This window comes from Thalassobaculum sp., assembly GCF_040219215.1.
Classification (GTDB): domain Bacteria; phylum Pseudomonadota; class Alphaproteobacteria; order Thalassobaculales; family Thalassobaculaceae; genus Thalassobaculum_A.
This window is the reverse complement of sequence record NZ_JAVJSX010000007.1, coordinates 274,487-299,229: the sequence shown is the minus strand read 5'-3', so window position 1 is coordinate 299,229 and position 24,743 is coordinate 274,487. Positions and strand designations below refer to the sequence as shown.

The window sequence follows — 24,743 nt, the reverse complement described above, 5'->3', positions numbered from 1 at the left end:
CTCGGACGGCTTCCCGCGTCCGAACCGCCGGTCACGCCGCCTGGACGATCCCGGCGGCCTTCACGCTGTCGTCGACGAACGGCTCGAACTTCTTGAAGTTCGCCTCGAACCGGCCGCACAGGTCGCGGGCCGTGGTGTCGTAGGCCTGCTTGTCGCCCCAGGCGCCGCGCGGCTGCAGCACCGCGGTCGGCACGTCCGGGCAGGCCTCCGGCACCAGCAGGCCGAAACGGCCGTCCTCGCGCACCGGCGCATCGGCCAGCCGGCCGTCCAGGGCGGCCCGCACCATGGCGCGGGTGTAGGCGATCTTCATGCGGTCGCCGCCGTTGCCGGCGCGGCCGCCCGACCAGCCGGTGTTGACCAGCCAGCAGGTGGCGCCGTGGCGGGCGATCTTGTCGCGCAGCATGGCGCCGTAGACCGACGGATGGCGCGGCATGAACGGCGCGCCGAAGCAGGTCGAGAAGGTCGCCTGCGGCTCCTTGCCGAGGCCCTTCTCGGTGCCGGCGACCCGGGCGGTGTAGCCCGACAGGAAGTGGTACATCGCCTGTTCGGGAGTCAGCCTGGCGATCGGCGGCAGCACCCCGAAGGCGTCCGCGGTCAGCATGACGATGTTGGCCGGATGGCCGGCGACGCCGGTGGTCGAGGTGTTCGGGATGAAGTCGAGCGGGTAGCAGGACCGGGTGTTCTCGGTCAGCGCGTCGTCGTCCAGCATCAGCGCGCGGGTGACCGGGTCGTGGACCACGTTCTCCAGCACCGTGCCGAAGCGATGGCTGGCCGCCCAGATCTCCGGCTCGGCCTCGGCCGACAGCCGGATCACCTTGGCGTAGCAGCCGCCCTCGAAGTTGAAGATGCCGTGGTCCGACCAGCCGTGCTCGTCGTCGCCGATCAGGGTGCGGGTGCCGTCGGCCGACAGGGTGGTCTTGCCGGTGCCGGACAGGCCGAAGAACACCGCGACGTCGCCCTTGTCGCCGACATTGGCCGAGCAGTGCATCGGCATCACGCCCTGCTCCGGCAGCAGGTAGTTGAGCACGCCGAAGATCGACTTCTTGATCTCGCCGGCATACCAGCTGCCGCCGATCAGGATGATCCGGCGGTCGAAGTCGACCAGGATGAAGGTGCCGGAGTTGACGCCGTCCTCCTTGCCACGCGCCATCAGGCCGGGCGCGTGCAGGATCGTGAAGGACGGCTGGAAACCCTCGAGGGCCGCCGGCTCCGGCCGGATGAACATGTTGCGGGCGAACAGATTGTGCCAGGCGGTCTCCGTCACCACCCGGACCGGCAGCCGGTACGCCGGGTCGGCGCCGGCCCAGCAGTCCAGCACATAGGCGTCGCGACCCTGGTAATAGGCCGCCACCCGCGCATGCATGGCGTCGAACTGCGCCCGGCTGATCGGCTGGTTGATTGCGCCCCAGTCGACCGCGCCGCGGGTGGCGTCGCTCTCGACGATGAACTTGTCCTTCGGCGACCGCCCGGTGTGTTCGCCGGTGGTGACCAGCAGCGCGCCGCCGCCGGTGACGATGCCCTCGCCGCGCCGGATCGCGTCCTCGTACAGCGCCGCCGGCCCGAGATTCCAACGCACCGATTTCAGGTTGGTCAGACCATGGGCCTCGAGCCCGCCGCGGGTCCTGGTGTCGCCGACAAAATTCACGCTGCTTCCTCCACCCTCGATCGGCCGTGTTTGCCCGGCCGGATGATGAGCATCCTGGATAGGGGACCTGTAACCGGAACGCAACGTTGGACGACGCCGCGCGTTCCCCGGGTCTCCGCCCCTGGCGGTCCTGCGACCTTCGGCCGCGGCTGGTATGGCAATCCCGGGCGGCGGCCCGCTCAGGCCCGCAGCACCGCGACGCCCGGCAGCTCCTTGCCCTCGAGCCACTCCAGGAAGGCGCCGCCGGCGGTCGACACGTAGGAGAACCGCTCGAGCACGCCGGCATGGGCGAGCGCCGCCACCGTGTCGCCGCCGCCGGCGACGGTCAGCAGCCGGCCCTGGTCGGTCAGCTCGGCCGCCGCCCTGGCGAGCGCCGTGGTGCCGGCGTCGAACGGCGCGGTCTCGAAGGCGCCGAGCGGACCGTTCCACACCAGGGTCCGGCAGGCCGCCAGGCGCTCCGCCATCGCCGCCACCGTCGCCGGGCCGACGTCCAGGATCATCCGGTCGGCCGGCACCGCGTCGACCCCGACCACCGCCGTCGCCACGCCGGCCGCCAGGGTGTCGGCGACCACGGCGTCGAGCGCCAGCAGGATCTCGCAGCCGCGGGACTCGGCCTTGGCCAGAATCGCCCGGGCGGTGTCGGCGAGGTCGCGCTCGGCCAGCGAGCGGCCGATCTCGACGCCCTGGGCGTGCAGGAAGGTGTTGGCCATGCCGCCGCCGATCGCCAGGATGTCGACCTTCTCGACCAGGTTGCCGAGCAGCTCGAGCTTGGTCGACACCTTGGCGCCGCCGACCACCGCCGCGACCGGCCGCGCCGGCGATTCCAGCGCCCGGCTCAGGGCCTCGAGCTCGGCCTGCATCAGCCGGCCGGCATAGGCCGGGCGCCGCCGCGCCACCCCGTCGATCGAGGCGTGGGCGCGATGCGACGCCGAGAACGCGTCGTCGACGTAGAGGTCGCACAGCGCCGCCAAGGCGTCGGCGAAGTCGGGGTCGTTGGCTTCCTCGCCGGCATGGAAGCGCAGGTTCTCCAGCAGCGCCACGCCGCCATCCGCCAGGCCGTCGACCACCGCCTCGGCATCCGGCCCGACGCAGTCCGCGGCGAACGCCACCTTGCGGCCGACCGCCGCCGACAGCGGGTCGACCAGCGGGGACAGGGACATCTCCGGGTCGCGCCTGCCCTTCGGCCGGCCGTAATGCGAGGCGACGATCACCTTCGCGCCCTTGCCCGCCAGCTCGCGGACCGTCGGCGCCGCCCGCTCGATGCGGGTCGCGTCGGTCACCCGGCCGTCCTTCATCGGAACGTTGAGGTCGAGCCGCACCAGCACCCGCCGGCCGGCCACATCCACCTGATCCAGGGTCTTGAACGCCGCCATCGCCGCGCATCCCCACGCCACTGCATTGTCGGCGGGATGTGCCACAGCGCCGCCCGGGGGGCAAGAGGCGGGGGACCTGTCCGGCATGGGCATTTCTCCGGGTGGCTGCCCTTGATCCGACCGGCGGCGCCCCCACGCTTATTCCCATGACCCGACCGACACCCGGCCCGCTCGCCCTCGCCGCCGCCTACGGCGCCGGCCAGCTGCTCCGTTCCGGCTGGTATCTCGGCCACTACGCCGCCAGCCGGCGCTGGCTCGAGCGGGTCGAGGGCGGCCGGCGACCGCGCCGCAGCCTGCGCGGCCGGATCGTCGGGGCCCGCATCCAGGCGGTGCTGACCCGTGGCGCGCTGGCGCTCGCCGCGCGCGACCTGGCAAATGTACAGGCCGGCATCTATCCGCTGCCGGCCGAACTGCTACCGCGGCCGCTGGCGGCCGGGGTCGACGCGGCGCGCTACTGGCGCGACCTGCCGCGGGTCGCCCTGCGCCGGCGCCGGCGGCGGGCCGGCGGGGCGGTCGGGACGGCGCCCGCGGCGCCGGACGGTGCGGGGGGCTACCCGGACTACTACCTGCAGAGCTTCCACGACCAGTCCGACGGCTGGCTGAGCGGGGAGTCGGCGGCGCTGTACGACACCCAGGTCGAGATCCTGTTCGGCGGGCTGGCCGACGCCATGCGCCGCCAGGCCCTGCCGCCGGTCGCCGACTGGCTGGCGGCGTCCGGCCGCAAGGACGCCACGCTGCTCGATCTCGGCACCGGCACCGGGGCGATGCTGGCGCAGGTCGCCGCGGCGTTCCCGGCGCTGGCGCTGCACGGCCTCGACCTGTCGACCGCCTATCTCGAACGCGCCCGAACCCGGCTGGCCGGGCGCGGCGCGGCCTGGCACGCGGCCAACGCCGAGGCGATCCCGCTGCCCGCGGCCTCGGTCGACCTGGTCACCGCGGTCTACCTGCTGCACGAGCTGCCGGCGGCGGCGCGGACCGCGGTGCTGGCCGAGGCGGCGCGGGTGCTGCGGCCGGGCGGCCGGCTGGTGGTGGTCGACTCGATCCAGCTCGGCGACCTGCCGGCGCTCGACCCGCTGCTGCGCGGCTTCCCCGAGCACTTCCACGAGCCGTACTACGCGGGCTGGGTGGCGGCCGACGTGCGGGCCCTGCTGACGGAGGCGGGACTGGTGCCGTCGGGGTCGGCGCTGGCCTATCTCTCGAAGGTGATCGTCGCCGACCGGCCGTAGGAGCCGGCCGGGAGGTTGCGGCCATCGATCATCGGCGCCATGAAGGGCACGGTCCTGCGCTATGACGAGCCGTTCGCGCCGGCGGCCGGCCCGGAGGAATGGGACGCTCAGCGTTGATCGTCGTGGACACCCACGTCCTGGTCTGGGCCGTCCAGGACGACCGCCGGCTGGGCAGCTCGGCGCGCGCGCTGATCGACCAGGCGATACGCGCCGATGGGCTCCATGTGGCCGCGATCACGCCCTTGGAGATTGCCATGCTGGTGCAGCGTGGCCGTCTGGCCCTCGGTCGCGACGTGGCGGCCTGGATCGACGAGGTCCTGTCCCTGCCCGGCGTGCATGTCGTCCCGCTCGAGCCGGCGATCTGCGTCGACAGCGTGCGATTGCCGGGTGACGCGCAAGGCGATCCGGCCGACCGGATGATCATTGCGACCGCACGACACGAGGGCTTTCCGCTGCTGACCGGGGACCGCACGATCCTGGCGTACGGCGTTGCCGGCCATGTCGGCACCGTCGACGCCCGGGAGTGACCGCTACCGATACGGATCCGCCGCGTCGCGCAGGCCGTCGCCGAAGAAGTTGAAGGCCAGCACCACCACGATCACCGGGATCACCGGCGTCATGATCCAGGGATACAGCTCGACCGCGTTGATGTTCTGCGCCTCGGTCAGCAGCACGCCCCAGGAGGTGATCGGCGGCCGCAGGCCGAGGCCGAGGAAGCTGAGCGCGGTCTCGCCCAGGATCATGCTGGGGATCGTCAGGGTGGCCGAGGCGATCAGGTGGCTCATGAAGCTGGGCAGCAGGTGGCGGCCGATGATGCGGCGCGGCTTCGCCCCCATCAGCTCGGCGGCCACGCAGAAATCCTCCTCGCGCAGCGCCAGCAGCTTGGAGCGCACGGCGCGCGCCAGCCCGGTCCAGTCCAGCAGCCCGAGGATCAGGGTGATGCCGAAATAGATCACGATCGGGCTCCAGGTCACCGGCAGCGCCGCCGACAGCGCCATCCACAGCGGCAGTTCCGGGAACGACCGGATGATCTCGATGACCCGCTGGATCGAGGCGTCGATCCAGCCGCCGTAGTAGCCGGCGATGCCGCCGATCACGATGCCCAGCACGAAGCTGACGATGATGCCGATCAGGCCGACGGTCAGCGAGATCCGGGTGCCGAAGACGATCCGCGAGAACATGTCGCGGCCCAGCCGGTCGGTGCCGAGCAGGAACAGGGTGCCGCCCTCGGCCGGGCACACCAGGTGCAGGTCGGCGTCGAACAGCCCCCAGAACTGGTACGGGTCGCCGGAGCACAGGAACCGCAGCTTCTGCACCTTCTCCGGGTTCGGCTCGTAGGTGCGCTTCAGGGTGCGCAGGTCGAGGGTGTAGTCGAGGCCGAGCACGTAGGGCCCGACGAACCGGCCCTCGTGGAACAGGTGGATGCCCTGCGGCGGGGCGTAGATGTGCTCGGTGTGGCGGGTCGCCAGCGCGTAGGGCGCGATCAGCTCGGAGATCAGCACCGAGGCGTACAGCACCGCCAGCACCACGCCGGAGATCACGGCCAGGCGGTGGCGGCGCAGCTTCCACCACATCATCCGCCACTGCGACGCCATGTAGTAGCGTTCCTGCTGCGGCGTCAGCGCCTCGTCGGCCGCCGGGTTGAACGGCGCCCGGTCGACGAAATGGCGGGGCCGCGGACGCGGCGCGTCGCTGGCGCTCATCGTGCCGTCCCCTTCATCGGGCCCCTCATCGCGCCGTCCCCCCGCCCAGCCGGATCCGCGGGTCGAGCCAGGCCAGCGCCAGGTCCGACAGCAGCATCCCGACCACCGTCAGCACCGCCAGGAACATCAGGAACGACCCGGCGAGATACATGTCCTGGCTCTGCAGCGCGCCGATCAGCATCGGCCCGGTGGTCGGCAACGACAGCACCATCGCCACCACCGCCGAGCCCGACACCACCTGCGGCAGCATGTTGCCGATGTCGGCGATGAACGGGTTCAAGGCCATCCGCAGCGGGTATTTCAGCAGCGCCCGCAGCGGCGGCAGGCCCTTGGCCCGGGCGGTGACCACATACTGCTTCTGCAGCTCGTCGAGCAGGTTGGCGCGCAGCCGGCGGATCATCGCGGCGGTCCCCGATGTCCCGATCACCACCACCGGCACCCACAGGTGCTCGAGCACCGACAGGATCTTGCCCCAGGTCCAGGGCTGGTCGATGTAGGACGGGTCCATCAGGCCGCCGATCGAGGTGCCGAACCACACATTGGCGAAGTACAGCAGCACCAGCGCCAGCAGGAAGTTCGGCGTCGCCAGACCGATGAAGCCGACCAGGGTCAGGCCGTAGTCGCCGACGCTGTACTGGTGGGTCGCCGAGTAGATGCCGATCGGAAACGACACCAGGTAGATGAACAGGATGGTGCCGAAGTTCAGCACCACGGTCAGCAGCACCCGGTCGCCGACCACGTCGGAGACCGGCAGCTGGTACTCGAAGCTGTAGCCGAAGTCGCCGCGCAGCAGGCCGCCGGCCCATACCGCGTATTGCTGCCACATCGGCAGGTCGAGGCCGTACTGGGCGCGCAGCGCCGCGATCTTGGCAAGGTCGACGTTCTCGCCCTGGCTTTCCATCTCGGCGATCAGGGTCGACAGGTAGTCGCCGGGCGGCAGCTGGATGATGATGAAGGTGATGATGCTGATCGCCACCAGGGTCGGCACCATGACCAGCAGCCGTCGCACCAGATAGTCGAACATGTCCGGCCCCTAGCGTCGGCTGCGCACGGCCGCGGTCAGCACCGACTCCGGCGTCCGCGGACGCGCCGGGCCGAAGAAGAAGGTGTCCGGCCGGTAGATGCCGAAATGCGCACCGGGCTCCCAGGCATAGATGCCCTGGACCGGCACGTTGTGCAGCTCGAGGTCGACGACCACCGGCTGCAGTACCCCGGCGATCAGGCCGATGGTGTAGGTCTGCTCGGCCCAGATCGTCAGCATCTCCTGCCAGATCCGGGTCCGCTCGGCGCGCGAGTCGGCCACCCGCCAGCCGCGGTACAGCGCCATCAGCTCGCGGGCCGCCGGCAGGTCGGGCGCCTCGCCGGCCTTGCCGCCGGTCTGGTAGTGCTGCCCCCATTTCGGCCACATGTACTGGTTCTGGTCGGTCGGCGCGAAGGCCTGCGGGCTGGTGTCGGCGGTCGCCAGGCCGTTCTCGATGCCCGACCAGATCGACATCAGGGTCTTGCCGGCGAACACCCGGTTGCGGAACACGGTTCGCTGGGTCGGCCGGGTGTAGAGCTTGATGCCGACCGCCATCCAGCCGTCGTGGATCAGCTCCAGCACGTCGGTGTGCTCGGTGCTCTCGCCGGCGGTCTCGACCACGATCTCGGCCGGGCGGCCGTCGGGCAGCAGCCGCACCCCGCGGTCGTCGCGCGCGGTCAGGCCGATTTCGTCGAGCAGCGCGTTGGCCGCCGCCGGATCGTAGGCCGCCCATCTGTCGCGCAGCCCGTCGCGGTACAGCGGCGAGCGCGGCAGCACGGTGTCGTTCCCGTCCAGCGCCAGCCCGTAGTAGATGACCTCGTTGATCTCGTGCCGGTTGATCGCCAGCGACAGGGCGTGTCGGAACCGCACGTCGCGCATCAGGCCGCGCCACGCCGGGTCCTCGGCGTTCATGTTCGGGTACAGCGCCAGGTGCGACCCGTAGGCGGTGCGCCACAGATAGGTCTCGTAGCCCGACCGGGTCTCCGACTGCCGCAGGAAGGTGTAGTCGTCGAACGACAGGTAGCGGGCCTGCAGCGCCGACTCGCCGGCGCCGGTCTTGGCCGGGATCAGCCCGGGCGCCGCGACCTGGAACACCACCTCGTCGATGTAGGGCAGCTGCCGGCCCTCCGGGTCGACCCGGTGGTAGTAGGGGTTGCGGCGGTAGACGAAGCGGTCGGCCGGCGGCTCGGTGACCGCCATCCAGGGCTGCAGCGTCGGCAGCGCCGGGTTGTCGAACTTGTACATGTTGTCGAGCTTGTTGTGCAGCGCCGCCCAGTTGCGCTGGTGCCCGAACTTGACCCGCTTCTCCAGTTCGGCGTGGTCGGCGTATTTGTCGTGCACCTGCTTGAGGTAGTGCGACGGGCGGTACAGGTAGAGCGGCCGCGCCCCGGCCAGCGCCGGCAGGAACTCCGGATTCGGCCGCGACCAGGAGTAGCGGACCCTGGTCGGCGACAGGATCTCGACCTTCGGGGCCTCGCCGTCCAGCATCAGCTCGCTCGGCGGCCCGGTCGGCGACAGCTCCGGGTTGTTGGCCACGTCCTCCCAGAAATAGCGGAAGTCCTCGGTGGTGAACGGCGCGCCGTCGGACCAGCGATGGCCCTCGCGCAGGGTGAAGGTGAACACCCGGTCGTCCTCGACCTCGACCGCCTCCGCCAGATCCGGCTTCAGCTCGAAGGTGTTGGGCTCGTAGCCGACCAGCCGGGCGTAGCCGTAGACCACCATCTGCCGGGTGTCCTTGTCCCGGCCCATGATCATCGACAGGGTGCCGCCGTACTGCCCGGGCTCGCGCCCGTCGGGGCTGAAGTCGGCCACCGCCGGCCGCTGCGGCAGGCGCCCGGCGATCGGCGGCAGCTTGCCGGCCGCGACCTCGCCGGCCAGGGCCGGCGGCTCGACATAGCCGGCGGCGGCGGCGGGCACCGCTGCGGAGAGCCATAGCAGGGCTGTGAAAAGGGCAACCAGCGGGGCACGGGTCATGACGCGAGCCTCAGGGTCAGGATGCGCGGGTCGGCACGCACGAAATGCTCGTCGCCGAGATCGACGAAGGCCGGCCTGTGGCCGTCGTCGATGGTGAACGGCGCCGGCCAGTCGGCCGGATGCGAGGCCCGCTCGTCCATGATGCGCGTGAAGTCGAGCGGCTTGTCGAGGTTCGGGTCCGGTACCGCCGCCAGCAGCGCCCGGGTGTAGGGATGCACCGGGTTGCGGAACAGCTCCTCGCGCGGCGCCAGCTCGACCAGACGGCCGGCGCACATCACCGCGATCCGGTCGGCGATGTAGTCGACCACCGCCAGGTTGTGCGAGATGAACAGGTAGGTCAGGCCGAGGGTCGCCTTCAGGTCCTTCAGCAGGTTCAGGACCTGTGCCTGGATCGAGACGTCGAGCGCCGAGACCGGCTCGTCGCAGATCAGCATCGGCGGCTTCAGCGCCAGGGCCCGGGCGATCCCGATGCGCTGGCGCTGGCCGCCCGAGAAGCTGTGCGGGTAGCGGCTGAGATGGCGGGCGTCGAGGCCGACCAGCTTCATCAGCTCCGACACCATCTCGCGGCGCCAGGCCGGGGTGCCGACGCCGTGGATCACCAGCGGCTCGGCGATGATGTCGAACACCGTCATGCGCGGGTTCAGCGACCCGAACGGATCCTGGAACACGAACTGCAGCTTGCGCCGGAACGCGGTCAGCGCCTCGCCCTGCAGCGCCAGCACGTCGGTCTCGCCGTCGTCGTCGGTGAAGGTCACGCCGCCGGCGTCCGGGCCGACCGCGCGCATGATGACCTTCGACAGCGTGGTCTTGCCGCAGCCCGACTCGCCGACCAGGCCCAGGCACTCTCCGCGCCGGACCTCGAACGACACGTCGTCGAGCGCCAGCATGGTCCGGGCCTGCTTGCCGAACAGCCCGGCCTTGCGGATCGTGTAGGACTTGCTGACGCCGCTCACCTTCAGCATCGGGGCCGTCTGGAGGGCCGCCTGGGACGCCGACTTCCCGTCCTCGCCGCCGGACAGCAGGTGCCCGGTCACCGTCTGGATCTCGCGCAGCGGCTTCAGCCGCTCGCCCGGCGCCATGTCGAAGCGCGGGACCGCACCCATCAGCGCCCGCAGATACGGGTGCTCGGGGCGCCGGAAGATGTCCTCGACGCCGCCGGATTCCATCACCCGGCCGCGATACATCACCACCACTTCCTCGGCCACGTTGGCCACCACCCCGAGATCGTGGGTGATCATCAGCACCGCCATCCGCAGCTCGGCCTGCAGGTCGCGGATCAGCTTCAGAATCTGCGCCTGGATGGTGACGTCGAGGGCGGTGGTCGGCTCGTCGGCGATCAGCAGCGCCGGCCGGCACACCAGTGCCATCGAGATCATGGCGCGCTGGCGCAGGCCGCCCGACAGCTCGAACGGATAGGTCCGCAGGGCCCGGGCCGGGTCCGGGAAGCCGACCAGCCGCAGCATGTCGCGGGTCAGCTCGCTGGCCTCGGAGCCGGACACCGAGCGGTGCAGCCGCAGCGCCTCGGTGATCTGGTCGCCGACCGTGTGCAGCGGCGACAGCGAGGTCATCGGCTCCTGGAAGATGATCGAGATGCGGCCGCCGCGCAGGTCGCGCATGGCCCTGCCGTCCGGCGCCAGCCGCACGATGTCGGTGATGGTGCCCGGCTTGTTCGGATCGGCGAACAGGATCGAGCCGCCCAGCACCTTCGCCGGCCGCGGCAACAGCCCCATGATCGCCTGGCTGACCACCGACTTGCCGGAGCCGGACTCGCCGACCAGGGCGACCGTGCCGCCGCGCCTGACCTGGAACGAGACGCCGTCGACCGCGACCAACCGGCCTTCCGGCAGGTCGAACCCGACCCGCAGGTCGTTGACCCGCAGCAGTGGCGTGGTGCGGTCGTTCATCCCATCCCCACGCGGTCGTCGGATCTCGACGCCGTGTCCCCCGGTTGCAGCCCCTGCGGCAGCGTCTGCGGGCTCCCCCCCGCGGCGACGCCGAGTGCCCGCAGATTCTCCCGAGTGACGTGGGAAAGCGCAAGCCGGTTGCGCGTCGCCGCCGCCGCCGCCCGCTCGACCACGGTCTCGAAGCCGTCGAGGCTCGATTCCGCCGCGATCGCCGAGCCGTCGCCGCGCAGCCGCAGCTGCATCCAGCCGCCCTCCTTGTCGCGCCGGGTCGCGAAATAGCTCAGGTCGAGACCTTCCAGGGCGTCCCAGCGGATGGCCCGGCCGAGCGGCCCGGTCGAACGGATGCCCCGGTCGTCGACCTCGATGACGGCGGCGCCGCGTTGCCAGGTGCGGAACAGGTAGACGACGAACAGCAGGGCGCAGACCGCGAAGGCGGCGGCCAGCCACCACACCATCGGCAGGAACAGCACCGGCCCGGCGGTCACCAGCAGCCCGAACCCGCCGCGGGTATAGTCCCCCAAGATCGCGCCCCGCTCGTATCGGTGCGTCGTCACCCCATCCTCCGCGTCTCGTTGCCGGGCCCCGGTCCGGGAGCCGAGGCGGCCCCCACGACGGCCCCCACGGCCGCCAGGGCCGCCGCCGGATCCAGCCACCGCACCGCCGAATGCCCGCCCAGGGCGGCCAGCAGCGGCCGCCATGCGCGCCATGCCGCGGCTCCGGTGACCAGGTGATGGGACAGGATTCCTATCGGCCCGTCCACCGGCGAATCGTGATCTTCCGCCGACGACCGGGATCGGATGCGGACCGCGAGCGCGGCGGCGGCGGCGGCGGCGGTCAGCGGCAGGCGGTCGCCGCGCCAGTCGATCAGGTCGACATGGGTGTCCAGCCGCGGCACCGCGGCGGCCGGCACCGCCCGCCCGGCCGGGGCGAAGCCCGACAGCGCGACGATCCCGGTCTCGCCGAGCCGGGCGAGCAGGTCGTCGCCGATCCGGTTCCACGGCGGCACGAAGCAGGCCAGCGCCCGCTCGCCGGCCAGGGCCGCCAGGCGCCGGCGCGCCTCGGCGATCTCCGCCAGCCGCGTCCCGGCCTCGCGCTCCGGCCCGAATTCCGACTTCCTGGCGCCCGCGGGGGCATGGTTGGCGTGGGTCCAGCCATGCACGAACACCCGGGCCGGGCTGCCGGCCAGCGCCGCCACCGCCGCCGGCACGGCGCGCCCGGCGACCGCCGCCAGGGCCGGCGCGATGCCGTGCTCGCCGAGCGCCTCGAGCAGGGCATCGAGCGCCGGCGTCGGCTGCTCGAGGTCGTCGTCGCGCCACCACAGGCCGACCGTCCGGCCGGCCGCCGCCAGGTCGTCCAGGATCGCGCGCAGACGATCGATCCCGGCCCCGGCAACCGCGCCGGTCATGCCGTGGTCCGGTCGCGGATCGCCCGCGCCACCAGCGCCGCCGTCGCGCGGGCGCCGTCCAGGTCGACCGCGGGGACCGCGTCGCGCGGCCGGGCCGCCGCCCGGGTCATCGCCGCCGCCAGGCTGTCCGGGCCGAGGTCCGGCTCGGCCACCACCTCGAGGGCGCCGGCCTCGGCCAGCAGCTCGGCGCGCAGCCGCTGCTCGGTCTCGACCCCGCCCTCGAACGGCACCACCACGGCGCGGGCCCGCACCGCCATCAGCTCGAGCAGGGTGTTGTAGCCGGCCTGGCTGATCGACAGCGCCGCCCCGGCCATCAGCGCCGGCAGGTCCGGACGCATGGTCTCGACGATCAGGTTCGGCCGCCCGAGGCCGCGCAGGTGGTCGACGGCGTCCGCCCGCATGTGGTGGCCGGTGACGAACCGCCAGGTCCGGTCGGCCATCGGCAGCGCCGGCATGGCGTCGGCGATCCGCCGCATGAAGTCGTGCCCGACAGCGCCGCCGCCGGCCGACACCAGCACCTCGCCGGCGGCCAGCGGGTCGGCCTCCGGGACCGCCAGCTCGTCGACGTTGACCACGTAGCCGGTGTAGTCGACCGGCACCCGGATGTCGGCGGCCATCGGGAAGGTGCGCTCCAGCCGGATCAGCCGCGGGTCGGCATGGATCAGCGCGCCGTCGTACCAGGCGTTGAGGGTGTCGACGATCTCGCGGTTGCGGTCGGCGCGCGGCTTGGTGACCAGGATGTCGCGCATCGACGACAGCACCACCGGGCGCCAGGCGGCGGCCCGCGCCGCCGCCAGCAGCGGCAGCAGCTCGAACCGCATCTGCCTGCGCCCGAACGGGAACAGCTCGGTGATCACCGCGTCCGGCCGGCGCTCGGCCAGCAGTGCCAGCAGCCGGTCGCGGCGGGCGTCGCGGAACCCGTCGTCGATCGGCCGGTCGTGCTCGTCCACCAGCACCTTGAACTGGTCGTCCAGGGCCCGCACCGGCGGCAGCTGCACCAGTTCGGCGCCGCCGAGCGGCAGGTGCGGCACCGGCATGCCGCCGGACACGAAGTCGACCGCCATACCCGCCGCGGTCAGCCCGCGGGCCACCGCCGCGGCCCGCCGCAGATGGCCGATGCCCAGCAGGTTCTGGACGTAGAGCAGGACACGGGGGGCGGGCGCGGTCATTCGGGCGGCTCCGGCGGGCGGCTGGTCATCGGGATGTCGGCGCGCACCAGGGACCAATGCCCGGCGGCGTCCAGAAGGAACAGGTGGGCGGCGGCCCAGTCAAGCCGCCGCGGCGGCTTGCCGGTCATGTCCCAGCCGGTGGCCAGCGCCAGCGCCGCCCGGATCACGCCCTTGTGGGTGACTGCGGCGGTGTCGCGGCCGTCGGCCAGCAGGCGCGCCGCCAGCCCGGCCAGCCGGGCCTGCACGACCCGCGGGCTCTCGCCGCCGGGCGGCGTGAAGTCGAGGCCGCGCGCCTCGTTGGCGACGGCCCCCGGGTCGCCGGCCCGCGCCGCCGCCAGGGTCAGGCCCTCCCAGGCGCCGTAGTCCATCTCGATCAGCGCCGGCTCCGGCTCGGCCGCCACGCCCAGCAGATCGGCGGTCTGGCGGGCCCGGGCGAGCGGGCTGGCCAGCCAGCGGAAGCCGGCCAGCTCGGCCGGGACCCGGCGCTCGCGCACCGCCGCGACGCCCTCCGGCGACAGCGGGATGTCGGCCCGGCCCTGCAGCCGGCGCCCGGCGTTCCAGGCGGTCGGGCCGTGGCGCAGCAGGGCCAGCCGGATCATCGGCGGACCTCCGCGGCGGCGCGGCGCAGCCAGCCGTCGAGCGCGGCGGCGGCGGCGTCCAGGCCGTGTTCGGCCAGCACCGTGCGGCGGGCCGCCTCGCCCATCGCCGGCAGCCGGCCGGGGTCGTCGAGCAGGCCGCTCAGGGCGGCGGCGAAGGCAGCGGCGTCGCCCTCCGGGACCAGCACGCCGGTGCTGCCGTGGCGCACGATGTCCGGCACCCCGCCGGCGTCGCCGGCCAGCACCGGCAGGCCGGCCGCCTGGGCCTCCAGCAGCGCCATGCCGTAGGCCTCCTGGATCGCCGGCCAGACCAGCAGGTCGGCGGCGGCGTAGATCCGGGCGAGGCGGTCGGCCGGCAGCGTCCCGGTCAGCCGGACCCGGCCGGCGATCGCGGCGAAGGCCTCGGCCACCTGCGGCCGGGCCGGGCCGTCGCCGACCGCGACCAGGGTCCACGGCCGGCCGGCGAGGCCGGCGAGCGCCGTGGCGAGCAGGCGGTAGGATTCCAGCTTGGCGCCCGGCCGCATCATGCCGACCGTCAGCAGGACCGGTGCGCCGGCCGGCAGGTCCAGGGCCGCCGCCAGCTCGCTGCGGGCCGGCCCGGGCGCCGGCGGCGCCGGCGGCTCCAGGAACGGCCGCAGCTGCTCGTAGCGACCCTGCGGTCCCAGCGCCGGGCGCACCAGGGCGGCGTCGCGGCTGTTGAGGCCGACCGCCAGGGCGGCGCCGGACAGGGCGGCCAGGACGGCCCGGTGGCCGCCGTCCCACGGCCCGCCGGCGCGCTTGTGGGCGACCGACGCCTCGGCCACCGCATAGGGGATGCCGAGTGAAGCGGCGACCGCCGGGCCGACCAGATCCGGCGCCTTGTAGTACAGGTGATAGGTGAACCAGAGGTCCGGCCGCGGCCGGCGCCCGGCCCGGACCGAGGCGACGTAGCGGTCGGCCAGCCGGGCCCCCAGGGCCGCCAGCCGGCGCTGCCGGTCGGGATCGCCGGCACCGTCGCGGCTGCGCAGCCGGGACGCCAGCTCGACCTCGTGCCCGGCCCGGCGCAGGGCCCGGACCAGCAGCCGCGCCATGGTCCGGTCGCCGGACGGCCGGTCCGAGTCGGGCGGCTTCAGCGGCGCATGGAACGCCACCCTCATATCGCGACCGCCCTGGTCCGACCGGCCGCCATCATGCCACGTCGGCGAGGCCCGGCGCCGGCAGGCCGAAGCGGGCGGCCAGCCGGTCGATGCCGGCGTCGTGCCCGAACTCGGCGCACACCCGCTCACGGCCGGCCGCCGCCAGCGCCGCCCGGCGATCAGGATCGCCCGCCAGTTCGGCCACGGCGGCTGCCAGCGCCGCCGGGTCGCCGGCCGGCACCAGCAGGCCGGTCCGGCCGTCGTCGATCAGCTCCGGGATCGCCGAGACCCGGGTCGCCACCACCGGCAGGCCGGACGCCTGGGCCTCCATCAGGACGTTCGGCAGGCCGTCGCGGTCGCCGTCGCCGGCGATCTTGCTGGCCAGCACGAACAGGTCGCCTGCGGCGAGCGCCGCCAGGACCCCGGCGCGCGGCAGGGCGCCCGACCAGGTCACCCGGTCGGCGATTCCGAGCCGGCCGGCCTGTTCCCGCAGCGCCTTGGTGAGGCCGCCGCCGCCGACATGCACGAACCGCCAGTGCAGCCCGGCCGGCAGCGCGGCCAGCGCCGCCAGCAGGTCGTCGTAGCCCTTCTTGGCGACCGCCCGGCCGACCGAGACGATCACCACCGGGTCGGCCGGGTCGCCGCCGTCGCGCCGCGGCCGCGCCGGCGGCTGCGGGAAGTCGGCGAGGTCGAGGCCGTGATACAGCAGCGCCACCCGGTCCGGATCCGGGGCCAGCGCCGCCAGGTGGTCGCGGCCGACCGCGGTGCAGGTCACCGCCCAGGCGGCGTCCGCCAGCTTCTCGCGCTTCTCCCAGTCGGGCGTCGTCCAGATGTCCTTGGCATGCGCCGACACCGACCAGCCGCGGCCGGTCATCACGGCGGCATAGCGCGCGACAGAGGACGGCGTGTGCAGGAAATGTGCGTACAGATGGGTGGTCGCGGGGTCGAGCTCGGCCGCCAGCACGCAGGCCTGGCCGAAGCGCCGCACCCGGTTCGGCGTCGGGTCGCGCAGCAGGTCGCGCCACCAGGTCGCCCGCGCCGCCCGGTAGCCGGGCAGCCGGCGGGCCGCCAGCCAGCCGCGCAGCACCCGCCGCGGCTCCTGGTAAAGATACTCCGGCAGGTAGTCGACCGCGGCGGTGATGGCCTGGTGGACCGGATGGGTGGCCCGGTCGGTCGGGTGGCGCAGCGAGACGATCCGGAAGTCCAGGCCGCGGCGCTGCAGGCCCAGCAACTCCTGGGCGATGAAGGTCTCCGACAGCCGCGGATAACCCTTCAGGACCACAGCCACCCGGCCGCCCGGCCGACCGCCGCCCTCGACCGCGCCCCCCTCGATTGCGCCGGTCACGCCTGCTGGCGGAACGGGACCACCGGCCTGGCGGCGCGCGCGACGACCCAGCGGTCGACCAGCTGCGCGACCCGGTCGAGCCCGTCCAGCAGTTCCAGACCGGTCGCCTCGGACGGCAGCTTCTGGGCCGGCAGCCGCCGGATCGCCTCGGCCATCGCCTTCGGGTCGCGGTCGCCGTCCTCGACGATCACGCTCAGCAGGCCGAGCTCCTCGGCACGCTTGGCCCGGATGTACTGCTCCAGGCGCGGCACGGTGCGCGGCACGATCAGCGCCCGCTTGTTGAACGACAGGATCTCGCAGAACGTGTTGTAGCCGCCCATCGCGACGATCGCCGCGCAGCGGTCCATCAGCCCCTCGATCCGCGAGTCGAAGGTGATGGCGTGCACCCGGTCGAGGCGTTCGGAGCGCTCGATCAGCTCGTGCTGCTGCTCGTGCGGCATGAACGGGCCGAGGACCATCAGCGCCGGGTAGGGCAGCTGGGCATCCTCCTCATAGGCCCGCAGCACCCAGTCCATCATCGGCTCGCCGTCGCCGCCGCCGCCGGCCGTGACCAGCAGGTAGGGCTCGTCGCCGAACGGCAGCGCCGCCGCCGGCGTCGTCACCCCCGAGGCGTGGCGGCGCAGATAGCCGGTGTAGCGGGTCTTCAGCTTGACGGCGGCGGGCATCTCCATGCCCTCGTAGGGGTCGCAGACCTCCTTGACGCCGTAGACCCAGATCTCGTCGTACAGGTCCTGGAGCGCCGGCAGGACCTTCTTGCGCTCCCATTCCGGCAGCAGCAGCTCCGGCTCGTCCATCACGTCGCGCAGCCCGAGCACCAGCGGGGTGCCGCGGGCCTTCAGCATCTCGAGGGTTTCCTTGACCTCGCCGCGCAGCCCCCAGGGCTCCTTGTCGACGATGAACACGTCCGGATCGAAATGCTCGGCGGTGTGCTTGATGATGGCGGCGCGCAGCTGCACCGTCTCCTCGATGTCCATGTGCAGCGACAGCGAGGTGTAGTCGCCGTTGCGCAGCTTGATGACACCGGGAATCCGGACGAAGTCGACACGGGTCCGGAAGTCGAAGCTGCCGATGATCGGCGAGCCCGACAGGATCAGCACGCTGAGCCCGGGATCGGCCTCGACCAGCGCATGCGCGATCGCGCGGCATCGGCGCAGATGTCCGAGACCGAGCGTGTCGTGGCTGTACATCAGGACGCGGGCGTGCGTCCGACGCCTTAGCTGACTCATCGGTCTCCTCGCGACCGTTGCCGGAAACTTACGACTATCGGCTGCGACCCCTCGCGGGCCGACTATGCCACATCGGGTCTGTCCCCGAAACCGTAACCTTTTCAGCCTCTCCGCAGTTGATCGGCCGGGTGAATGCCCCCAAACTCCGCTGCCATCAACTCTGCCGGACCGGTTACCATGGAACCGAGTATCTACCGGTTCATACTGCGGTACAGCAAGCGCGAACAGATCGTGCTGCTGATCATGACGGGACTGTCGTTCCCGTTCCTGTACTACTCCCTCGACCTGCCCAAGAAGATCATCAACGAGGCGCTCGGGGCCAAGGGCGCGGGCGGATTCCCGGTCGAGTGGCTCGGCCTGACCTTCGATCAGCTGGAGTATCTGTGGACCCTGTCCGGGCTGTTCCTGGCGCTGGTCTGCATCAACGGCGGCTTCAAATACGTCGTCAACGTCTACCGCGGCCAGCTCGGGGAGCGCATGCTGCGGCGGCTGCGCTACGATCTGTACGCGCGGGTCCTGCGGTTCCCGCTGGGCCGGTTCCGGCGCATGAGCCAGGGCGAGATCATCCCGATGATCACCGCCGAGGTCGAGCCGCTCGGCGGATTCATCGGCGACTCGATCTCGCTGCCGGCGTTCCAGGGCGGCACCCTCATCACCATCCTGTTCTTCATGTTCATGCAGGACCCGGTGCTCGGGCTGGCGGCGATCTCGCTGTACCCGATCCAGGCCTACGTGATCCCCAAGCTGCAGCGCCAGGTGAACCTGCTCGGCAAGGAGCGGGTGCGCACGGTGCGCGCGCTGTCCGACAAGATCGGGGAGACCGTCTCGGGCGTGCAGGAGGTGCATGCCAACGACGGCGCGCGGCTGATGCTGGCCCGCTTCGCCGAGCGCCTGGGGCGGATCTACGACATCCGCTTCGACATCTACAAGAAGAAGTTCTTCATCAAGTTCCTGAACAACTTCCTGGCCCAGCTCACGCCGTTCTTCTTCTATTCGATCGGCGGCTATCTGGTGATTCAGGGCGAACTGTCGATCGGCGCGATGGTCGCGGTGCTGGCGGCCTACAAGGACCTGTCGGCGCCGTGGAAGGAGCTGCTCGGCTACTACGAGCGCAAGGAAGACGCCCGGATCAAGTACGAGCAGGTGATCGAGCAGTTCGATCCGCCGGGCGTGATGGACGCCGCCGTGCAGGCCGGCGACGCCGCCGACGGGCCGGCGGGCCCGGCCGGCTTCCGGTCCTCCAACCTCGGCCTGGTCGACGACGACGGCGAGACCCAGCTGGACGGGATCAGCCTGCGGATCGAGCCGGGCGAGCGGGTCGCGCTGCTCGGACCGACCAACGGCGGCAAGGAGGCGCTCGGCCTGGTGCTGGCCCGGCTGGTGCTGCCGACCGCCGGCAGCCTGTCGTTCGGCGACCGCGACATGGCGGCCCTGCCGGAGGCGGTGACCGGGCGCCGGATCGGCTATGTCGGACCGGCGGCCTTCGCGTTCTCGACCTCGATCCGCGAGAACCTGCTGATGGGCGCCATGCACCGCCCGCTGCTGGAGCCGGAGCGCGACGAGGCCGCCCGCGCCCTGGCGCACAAGGCACTCTCCAACGCCGAGGTTTCCGGCAACTCGGTCGACGACCCGGGCGCCGACTGGGTCGACTACGACGCGATCGGCGTACCCGCCGATGCGTCCAGCCTGTCCGGGCGGCTGGTCGAGCTGCTGGACGTGGTCGACCTGTGGGACGACTGCTACCTGCTCGGCCTGCGCGGCACCCTCGACCCGGAACAGCGGCCGAATGCCGCCGCCCGCATCCTGGAGGCGCGTCGCGGCTTCGCCGAGCGCCTGGCCGGCGACCCGGCGCTGGTCGAGCTGGTCGAGCCGTTCGCCGCCGATCGCTACAACACCAACGCCTCGGTGGCCGAGAACCTGCTGTTCGGCACGCCGGTGGACGGTACCTTCTCGGTCGACGCGATCGCCGCTAACGACTATGTGCGCAGCACGCTCGACACCGTCGGGCTGACCGAGGACTTCCTGACCATGGGCCGCGACATGGCGGCCACCATGGTCGAGCTGTTCGCCGACCTGCCGGCCGACCACGAGTTCTTCGCCCAGTTCAGCTTCATCTCGCCGGACGACCTGCCGGAGTTCCAGTCGCTGGTCACCCGGACCGATCGCGGCGGCCTCGACAGCCTGCCCGAGGAGGACCGCACCCGGCTGCTGTCGCTGCCGTTCAAGCTGATCCAGGCGCGCCACCGGCTCGGCCTGCTGGACGACACCATGCAGCGGCGGATCCTGGAGGCGCGCCGGGCATTCGCCGAGAACCTGCCGCCGGAGCTGACCAGCGCGGTCGCGTTCTTCTCGGAGGACAGCTACAACGCCGCCGCATCGGTCCAGGACAACGTGCTGTTCGGCAAGATCGCCTATGGCCAGGCCGACGCGGCGGAACGGGTCGGCACGGTGATCGCCGAGGTGCTGGCCGCCCTCGACCTGCGCTCGACGGTGATCGAGGTCGGGCTCGACTTCCAGGTCGGCATCGGCGGCTCGCGGCTGTCGGCCGCCCAGCGCCAAAAGATCGGCGTGGCGCGCGTGCTGCTGCGGCGGCCGGAAGTGCTGGTGTTCAGCGACGCCATCGCGGCGCTCGACGGTGGCGCCCAGGGCCGGGTTATCGACCGCATCCTGGCCGAGGCCGAGGGCCGCACCGTGGTCTGGGCGCTGCAGAACGCCGAGCTCGCCCGGCGGTTCGACCGTGTGCTGGTGCTGCGCGGCGGCAAGGTGGTCGAGGACGGGCCGCCCGACAAACTTGATCGTGCCGGAACCGAGTTCCGGGCCATGGCCGCCGGCGGCTGACCGGCGAGAGGAGCACGATGAGCATCAATCAGGAAGTCGAACTCCTGCGGAACATTCCGCTGTTCGCCAAGATCGAGCCGTCGAAACTGAAGCTGCTGGCGTTCACCTCCGAGCGCCTGACCTACCAGCCCGACCAGGTGCTGTGCCGGCAGGGCGACCTGGGAGACGCCGCCTACATCATCATCGACGGGGTCGCGGCGGTCCGGATCGCCACGCCGTCCGGCGAGATCGAGGTGGCGCGGCTGGGCCGGGGCGACGTGGTCGGCGAGATCGCGATCCTGTGCGACGTGCCGCGGACCGCCACGGTGACCGCGACCGAGCGGGTGACGACCCTGAAGATCACCAAGGAGCTGTTCTTCCGGCTCGTCAACGAGTTCCCGCAGATCGCCATCGAGATCATGCGCGAGCTGGCCGCCCGCCTGGAGCGGACCAATGCCCAGCTGCGGGATGCGGTCAGCCGCGGCGGGCCGCAGTAACGAGCCGATTGTTTAATCGAAATCAAGGACTTTTGATCATGAGTCGTCTGGACAGCGCGATCCGCCGTCTGCAGGCCCAGAAAGCGGCGCTCGAGGACGCGGCGGACCGGGTGGCCGGCCTGGACGGCCCGGTCCTGGAGTTCGGGCTCGGCAACGGCCGCACCTACGACCACCTCCGCGCGATCCTGCCGGGGCGCCGGATCGTGGTGTTCGACCGGCAGGTCGCCGCGCATCCCGACTGCATCCCGCCGGACCGGGACCTGTATCTCGGCGACCTGTTCGAGACCCTGCCGCGGGCGCTGGCCGAGCTCGGCCCCTGCGCGGTCCTGGCGCATCTCGACATCGGCACCGGCGACAAGGCCGGCAGCATGGCCCTGGTGGCCCGCGCCGCGCCGCTGATCGCCGGGCTGCTGGCCGCCGGCGCGGTTGTCGTCAGCGACCAGCCGATCGAGGGCGTGCCGGGCCTTGACCCGCTGCCGCTGCCGGACGGCGTCGAGCCCGGGCGGATCCACATGCTGGTGCGGGCGTGACGGCCGGCCCGGCAAGCTGCCCGGCGACCAGCTTCGTCGTCACCGACATCGAGGCGGACGGGCCCGATCCCGGCGCGAATTCGATGCTGAGCTTCGGCAGCGTGGCGGTCGACCGGGACGGCCGCGAACTCGGCGAGTTCACCGCCAACCTGCAGTCCCTGCCGGGCGCCGGGCAGGACGTCGGCACGATGGCGTGGTGGCGCACCGAGCCGGACGCCTGGCGCGAGACCACCCGCGACCCACAGGACCCGGCGGCCGTCATGCGGGCGTTCGCCGACTGGGTCCGCAGCCTGCCCGGCATGCCGGTGTTCGTCGCCCATCCGTTGACGTTCGACGGCCTGTGGATCGACTGGTATCTGCGGCGTTTCGTCGGCTGCCGGCTGTTCCGCCGGCCGCGCTCGCCGGGTCTCTGCCATGCCGGCGGGCTCGACCTGCAATCGATGGTCATGGTCGCCACCGGACGGCACTACCGGGACTGCGAACGGGTGCACTACCCCGCGGAATGGCTGGGCGGACACCATCACAGCCACCGGGCGATCGACGATGCCCGCGGCTACGCCCATCTGCTGCTGAAGCTCCTGAACCGGGAGCTGTCGGGCTCCGGACAGGCCGGCTGATGCGGCAGCCGGCGGGCGCCGGTCAGCCCAGGTCCAGGTCGACCAGCACCGGCACGTGGTCGGACGCCTTCTCCCATCCGCGGGCCGCCCGCAGCACCTCGACCCCGGCGACGGCGCCGGCCAGCGGCGGCGTCACCCAGATGTGGTCGAGCCGGCGGCCGCGGTCCGACAGCGCCCAGTCGCGGGCCCGGTAGCTCCACCAGGTGTACAGCCGCCGGTCCGGCGGGATGCGGTGCCGGACCGCGTCGATCCAGCCGAGCCCGGCCTGCAGCTCGGTCAGCGCGTCGACCTCGACCGGGGTGTGGCTGACCACGTCGAGCAGTTGCCTGTGCGACCACACGTCGGTCTCCAGCGGGGCGATGTTCAGGTCGCCGACCAGGATCATCGGCTGCGTCGCGCTGCGGCTGGCCGCGAGCCAGGCCCGCAATTCGGCGAGGAAGTCCAGCTTGTGCGCGAATTTCGGGTTGGCCGCCGGGTCGGGCACGTCGCCGCCGGCGGGGACGTAGAGGTTGTGCAGCTCCGGGCCGCCGTCGATCCGGACCGCCACGTGCCGGGCGTCGCCCCTGGCGCAGAAGTCGTGACGCTCGGTCTCCCGGATCGGCAGCCGCGAGACCACGGCGACGCCGTTGTAGCCCTTCATTCCGACCACCGCCTGATGGGGATAGCCGGCCTCGGCGAAGGCCGCGGCCGGGAACTGGTCCTCCAGCGCCTTGGTCTCCTGCAGGCACAGTACGTCGGGTCGGGACTGCGCCAGCAGCTCGAGGGCGCGCGGCAGCCGCATCCGCACCGAGTTGATGTTCCAGGTCGCGATCCGCATGTCAGGCGACCTGCCGATGCTGGGCAGGCCGGATATTCCGGTAGCGGACCCGGCCGGCGGGCCCGTGCGGCGTCTCGTCGCGGCGGCGCGGCCTCGACGCCTTGGTTGTTTCGAATGCGTTATGAAGACCTCCGATGCACGGTGGATGGCACTGTGTCGGGTCGGTCGGCGGCGATTCCTGGCGCTTCGCCTGGAGAACCGGACCTTCACGACCCCGGCGTCGGGCCTCTTGGGGCACCGCCGAGGCGGCGTTCCGGCGGTCGCCCGGCCGCCGGTGAAGCGGACGAACGTCGTTTCCGCCGGCAACGCGCCCGGCGCCCTCTATTCCGTGTTCTGTCCAATACCTCATTGTATCCTCGATTTAATTCGGATCGATATGCTTGACTGAACGGCGCTGACGGGCGTTGCTCCGCGCAAGACCCGGTCTCCGGACAGCCGCCGCAGGCCGGCGGCGGCGGGTATTTGAACGGCAAGCCGGCCGGCGGTCCAGCCTGGTCGCCCGGGTGACCTCCCCGGAATCCGGACGGAGCCCGGTCCGGCTCCCCGCGCTCAGCCATAACCAAACAACACATCTCAAGTTGTCCGTTAGTTATAGGACAGTTTTGATTGATTGAATTCTGGATCGTTGACATGACTGCCGGCGGTTTTCATAGTCCTCGTTATCCGCCGCCGCGCGGGATTTGCGAGCCCGGCGAGAGAATCGGGGAACTGACTTCACATTGGGAGGATTCAACATGCAGACTCGCCGTCTCGTGCTCGGCGCGCTGGCCGCCGCCGCATTTTCGTCATCGATCGGCGCCGCCCAGGCGGCCGAGGTCACCCTGCGCGTCCATCACTTCCTGCCGCCGGTCGCCAACACCCATGCCAAGGTGCTGGTGCCGTGGAAGAAGGAGGTCGAGGAGGCGTCGGGCGGCCGCATCGCGATCGAGATCTTCCCGGCCATGCAGCTGGGCGGCAAGCCGCCGCAGCTGATCGACCAGGCCCGCGACGGCGTCGTCGACATCGTGTGGGCGCTGCCGAGCTACACCCCGGGCCGCTATCCGACGGCGGCGGTGTTCGAGCTGCCGTTCATGGTGTCGACCGCGGCCGGCACCACCATGGCCGTGCAGGAGTTCTACGAGAAGCACATGCGGGACGAGTTCTCGGACGTCCACCCGCTGATGTTCCACGTCCACGCCCGCGGCGTGATCCACACCAAGAAGCCGGTCGAGAAGATCGCCGACCTCGAGGGCCTGAAGGTCCGCGCGCCCAGCCGCTCGATCGGCAAGGCGCTGGAGACCATGGGCGCCACGCCGGTGTTCATGCCGGTGCCGGCGCTGCCGGAGGCGCTGTCCAAGGGCGTCGTGGACGGCGCGGTGATCCCGTGGGAGATCACGATTCCCCTGAAGATCGCCGAGCTGGTCGACAACCACCTGGTGACGCCCGGGTCGCGCGGCCTCTACACCTCGGTGTTCGTGCTGGCCATGAACAAGGCCAAGTACGAGGGCATGCCGGCCGACCTGCGCAAGATCCTGGACGACCACAGCGGCATGCACATGGCCAAGTGGGTCGGCAAGGTCTGGGACGAGATCGAGGCCCCGGGACTGGCCAAGGCCAAGGCCAGCGGCACGGTCCGCGAGCTGTCGGCCGACCAGGTCGAGAAGATGCGGGCGGTCACCGCCAGCGTGCGCGGCGACTGGATCGCCGAGATGAACGGCATCGGCAAGGACGGCGCCGCGCTCCTGAAGGACGCCGACGCCCTGATCGACAAGTACACGCAGTGA

The 24,743-nt window shown here is 71.9% G+C and carries 21 protein-coding genes; 7 read left to right on the top strand and 14 right to left on the bottom strand.

What is annotated here, in order from left to right:
* Positions 1-31: 31 nt before the first annotated feature.
* Complete coding sequence (locus tag RIC54_RS04975) at positions 32-1,645, bottom strand: phosphoenolpyruvate carboxykinase (RefSeq protein WP_350150668.1); 1,614 nt, start codon at positions 1,643-1,645, stop codon at positions 32-34.
* Positions 1,646-1,824: 179 nt separating this feature from the next.
* Positions 1,825-3,018, bottom strand: coding sequence for a phosphoglycerate kinase (locus RIC54_RS04970; RefSeq protein WP_350150666.1), 1,194 nt, complete (start codon positions 3,016-3,018; stop codon positions 1,825-1,827).
* A gap of 146 nt (positions 3,019-3,164) precedes the next feature.
* Between RIC54_RS04970 and RIC54_RS04965 the strand changes: the two genes are divergently transcribed.
* Together RIC54_RS04965 and RIC54_RS04960 are read left to right on the top strand one after the other, a co-directional pair.
* Positions 3,165-4,244, top strand: coding sequence for a class I SAM-dependent methyltransferase (locus RIC54_RS04965; RefSeq protein WP_350150665.1), 1,080 nt, complete (start codon positions 3,165-3,167; stop codon positions 4,242-4,244).
* A gap of 122 nt (positions 4,245-4,366) precedes the next feature.
* Complete coding sequence (locus RIC54_RS04960; protein ID WP_350150802.1) at positions 4,367-4,771, top strand: type II toxin-antitoxin system VapC family toxin; 405 nt, start codon at positions 4,367-4,369, stop codon at positions 4,769-4,771.
* Between the two features lie 3 nt (positions 4,772-4,774).
* On the opposite strand, the gene RIC54_RS04955 is transcribed toward RIC54_RS04960, so the two are convergent.
* Genes RIC54_RS04955 through RIC54_RS04905 form a run of 11 tightly spaced genes read right to left on the bottom strand, consistent with a single transcriptional unit; the run spans position 4,775 to position 17,702 of the window.
* On the bottom strand, positions 4,775-5,947 hold the full coding sequence (locus RIC54_RS04955; RefSeq protein ID WP_350150663.1) for an ABC transporter permease: 1,173 nt from the start codon (positions 5,945-5,947) through the stop codon (positions 4,775-4,777).
* Between the two features lie 25 nt (positions 5,948-5,972).
* Positions 5,973-6,971, bottom strand: coding sequence for an ABC transporter permease (locus tag RIC54_RS04950; protein WP_350150661.1), 999 nt, complete (start codon positions 6,969-6,971; stop codon positions 5,973-5,975).
* A 9-nt stretch (positions 6,972-6,980) separates the two neighbouring features.
* Entirely contained in the window at positions 6,981-8,942 is a 1,962-nt protein-coding gene (locus tag RIC54_RS04945) for an ABC transporter substrate-binding protein (protein ID WP_350150659.1), read from the bottom strand.
* Positions 8,939-10,846: an ABC transporter ATP-binding protein gene (locus tag RIC54_RS04940; RefSeq protein ID WP_350150657.1), complete on the bottom strand. Its 1,908-nt coding sequence runs from the start codon at positions 10,844-10,846 to the stop codon at positions 8,939-8,941. The genes RIC54_RS04945 and RIC54_RS04940 overlap by 4 nt, the downstream gene beginning before the upstream one ends.
* Positions 10,843-11,400, bottom strand: coding sequence for a hypothetical protein (locus RIC54_RS04935; RefSeq protein ID WP_350150655.1), 558 nt, complete (start codon positions 11,398-11,400; stop codon positions 10,843-10,845). The genes RIC54_RS04940 and RIC54_RS04935 overlap by 4 nt, the downstream gene beginning before the upstream one ends.
* On the bottom strand, positions 11,397-12,251 hold the full coding sequence (locus tag RIC54_RS04930) for a polysaccharide deacetylase family protein (protein ID WP_350150653.1): 855 nt from the start codon (positions 12,249-12,251) through the stop codon (positions 11,397-11,399). Before RIC54_RS04930 ends, RIC54_RS04935 begins: the two co-directional genes overlap by 4 nt.
* Complete coding sequence (locus RIC54_RS04925) at positions 12,248-13,420, bottom strand: glycosyltransferase family protein (RefSeq protein WP_350150651.1); 1,173 nt, start codon at positions 13,418-13,420, stop codon at positions 12,248-12,250. Before RIC54_RS04925 ends, RIC54_RS04930 begins: the two co-directional genes overlap by 4 nt.
* Positions 13,417-14,019, bottom strand: a complete 603-nt coding sequence (locus RIC54_RS04920; protein ID WP_350150649.1) for a histidine phosphatase family protein — start codon at positions 14,017-14,019, stop codon at positions 13,417-13,419. Before RIC54_RS04920 ends, RIC54_RS04925 begins: the two co-directional genes overlap by 4 nt.
* On the bottom strand, positions 14,016-15,152 hold the full coding sequence (locus RIC54_RS04915) for a glycosyltransferase family 4 protein (protein WP_350150647.1): 1,137 nt from the start codon (positions 15,150-15,152) through the stop codon (positions 14,016-14,018). The genes RIC54_RS04920 and RIC54_RS04915 overlap by 4 nt, the downstream gene beginning before the upstream one ends.
* Before the next feature lie 31 nt (positions 15,153-15,183).
* Positions 15,184-16,476 carry a glycosyltransferase gene (locus RIC54_RS04910; RefSeq protein ID WP_350150645.1) on the bottom strand — a complete coding sequence of 431 codons (1,293 nt, stop codon included), beginning with the start codon at positions 16,474-16,476 and terminating at the stop codon, positions 15,184-15,186.
* Positions 16,473-17,702: a glycosyltransferase family protein gene (locus tag RIC54_RS04905; RefSeq protein ID WP_350150643.1), complete on the bottom strand. Its 1,230-nt coding sequence runs from the start codon at positions 17,700-17,702 to the stop codon at positions 16,473-16,475. The genes RIC54_RS04910 and RIC54_RS04905 overlap by 4 nt, the downstream gene beginning before the upstream one ends.
* Before the next feature lie 177 nt (positions 17,703-17,879).
* Between RIC54_RS04905 and RIC54_RS04900 the strand changes: the two genes are divergently transcribed.
* The 4 genes from RIC54_RS04900 to RIC54_RS04885 are packed head-to-tail and all read left to right on the top strand — an operon-like array spanning position 17,880 to position 22,163.
* The gene (locus RIC54_RS04900; protein ID WP_350150641.1) at positions 17,880-20,540 is read left to right on the top strand and encodes an ABC transporter transmembrane domain-containing protein; all 2,661 of its coding nucleotides are present in this window, start codon (positions 17,880-17,882) and stop codon (positions 20,538-20,540) included.
* Between the two features lie 17 nt (positions 20,541-20,557).
* Positions 20,558-21,016 (top strand): cyclic nucleotide-binding domain-containing protein, encoded by a 459-nt coding sequence (locus RIC54_RS04895; protein WP_350150639.1) that lies wholly within the window; start codon positions 20,558-20,560, stop codon positions 21,014-21,016.
* A gap of 38 nt (positions 21,017-21,054) precedes the next feature.
* Positions 21,055-21,546: a class I SAM-dependent methyltransferase gene (locus RIC54_RS04890; protein ID WP_350150637.1), complete on the top strand. Its 492-nt coding sequence runs from the start codon at positions 21,055-21,057 to the stop codon at positions 21,544-21,546.
* Positions 21,543-22,163, top strand: a complete 621-nt coding sequence (locus RIC54_RS04885; RefSeq protein WP_350150635.1) for a 3'-5' exoribonuclease domain-containing protein — start codon at positions 21,543-21,545, stop codon at positions 22,161-22,163. Before RIC54_RS04890 ends, RIC54_RS04885 begins: the two co-directional genes overlap by 4 nt.
* Before the next feature lie 22 nt (positions 22,164-22,185).
* On the opposite strand, the gene RIC54_RS04880 is transcribed toward RIC54_RS04885, so the two are convergent.
* Complete coding sequence (locus RIC54_RS04880; RefSeq protein WP_350150632.1) at positions 22,186-22,980, bottom strand: exodeoxyribonuclease III; 795 nt, start codon at positions 22,978-22,980, stop codon at positions 22,186-22,188.
* 734 nt (positions 22,981-23,714) lie between these two features.
* Between RIC54_RS04880 and RIC54_RS04875 the strand changes: the two genes are divergently transcribed.
* Complete coding sequence (locus RIC54_RS04875) at positions 23,715-24,743, top strand: TRAP transporter substrate-binding protein (protein WP_350150630.1); 1,029 nt, start codon at positions 23,715-23,717, stop codon at positions 24,741-24,743.